This is a genomic window from Komagataeibacter intermedius TF2 (assembly GCF_000964425.1).
GTDB classification, from domain to species: Bacteria; Pseudomonadota; Alphaproteobacteria; order Acetobacterales; family Acetobacteraceae; genus Komagataeibacter; species Komagataeibacter intermedius.
On record NZ_BANF01000438.1, the window covers coordinates 1 to 347 of the forward strand.

Below are 347 nucleotides of genomic sequence, written 5' to 3' on the forward strand. Positions count from 1 at the left end.
CGGCTTTCCGTTGTTGCATCCCATGACCACCATCCGCCTCTGCCAAAAGTCATGTTGTAGTAGTTTTCCTTCCCGGCTCGTCTGGCGGTGTAGGCCTCGTCCGTGCGACCAAAAACTTCCATTGGATATCCGGCATTCCGCGCAGTGTCCCACAGGATGAAATCGGGAAAAACGAGATCCCGTTCCGCGTCGAAACGCAGTGGTTTTTCGAATGCGCGTCCCGCTGCCACGAGGGCATCGGCTACCGCCAGTTCATGACTGCTTTCGAAAGGAAGCATGCTGCGAGAGACGGTCATCAGGGCACCGGTCCTGACTTCCGCCTGGATCCAGCCCCTCCACCGGCTATT

The 347-nt window shown here is 57.6% G+C and carries 1 protein-coding gene; it reads right to left on the bottom strand.

The window, feature by feature from the left end:
* Nucleotides 1-296 (bottom strand): DUF1173 family protein (locus tag B7449_RS17935; protein WP_244465778.1); only part of this gene is annotated, 296 nt, incomplete at its 3' end.
* Between the last annotated feature and the right edge of the window lie 51 nt (nt 297-347).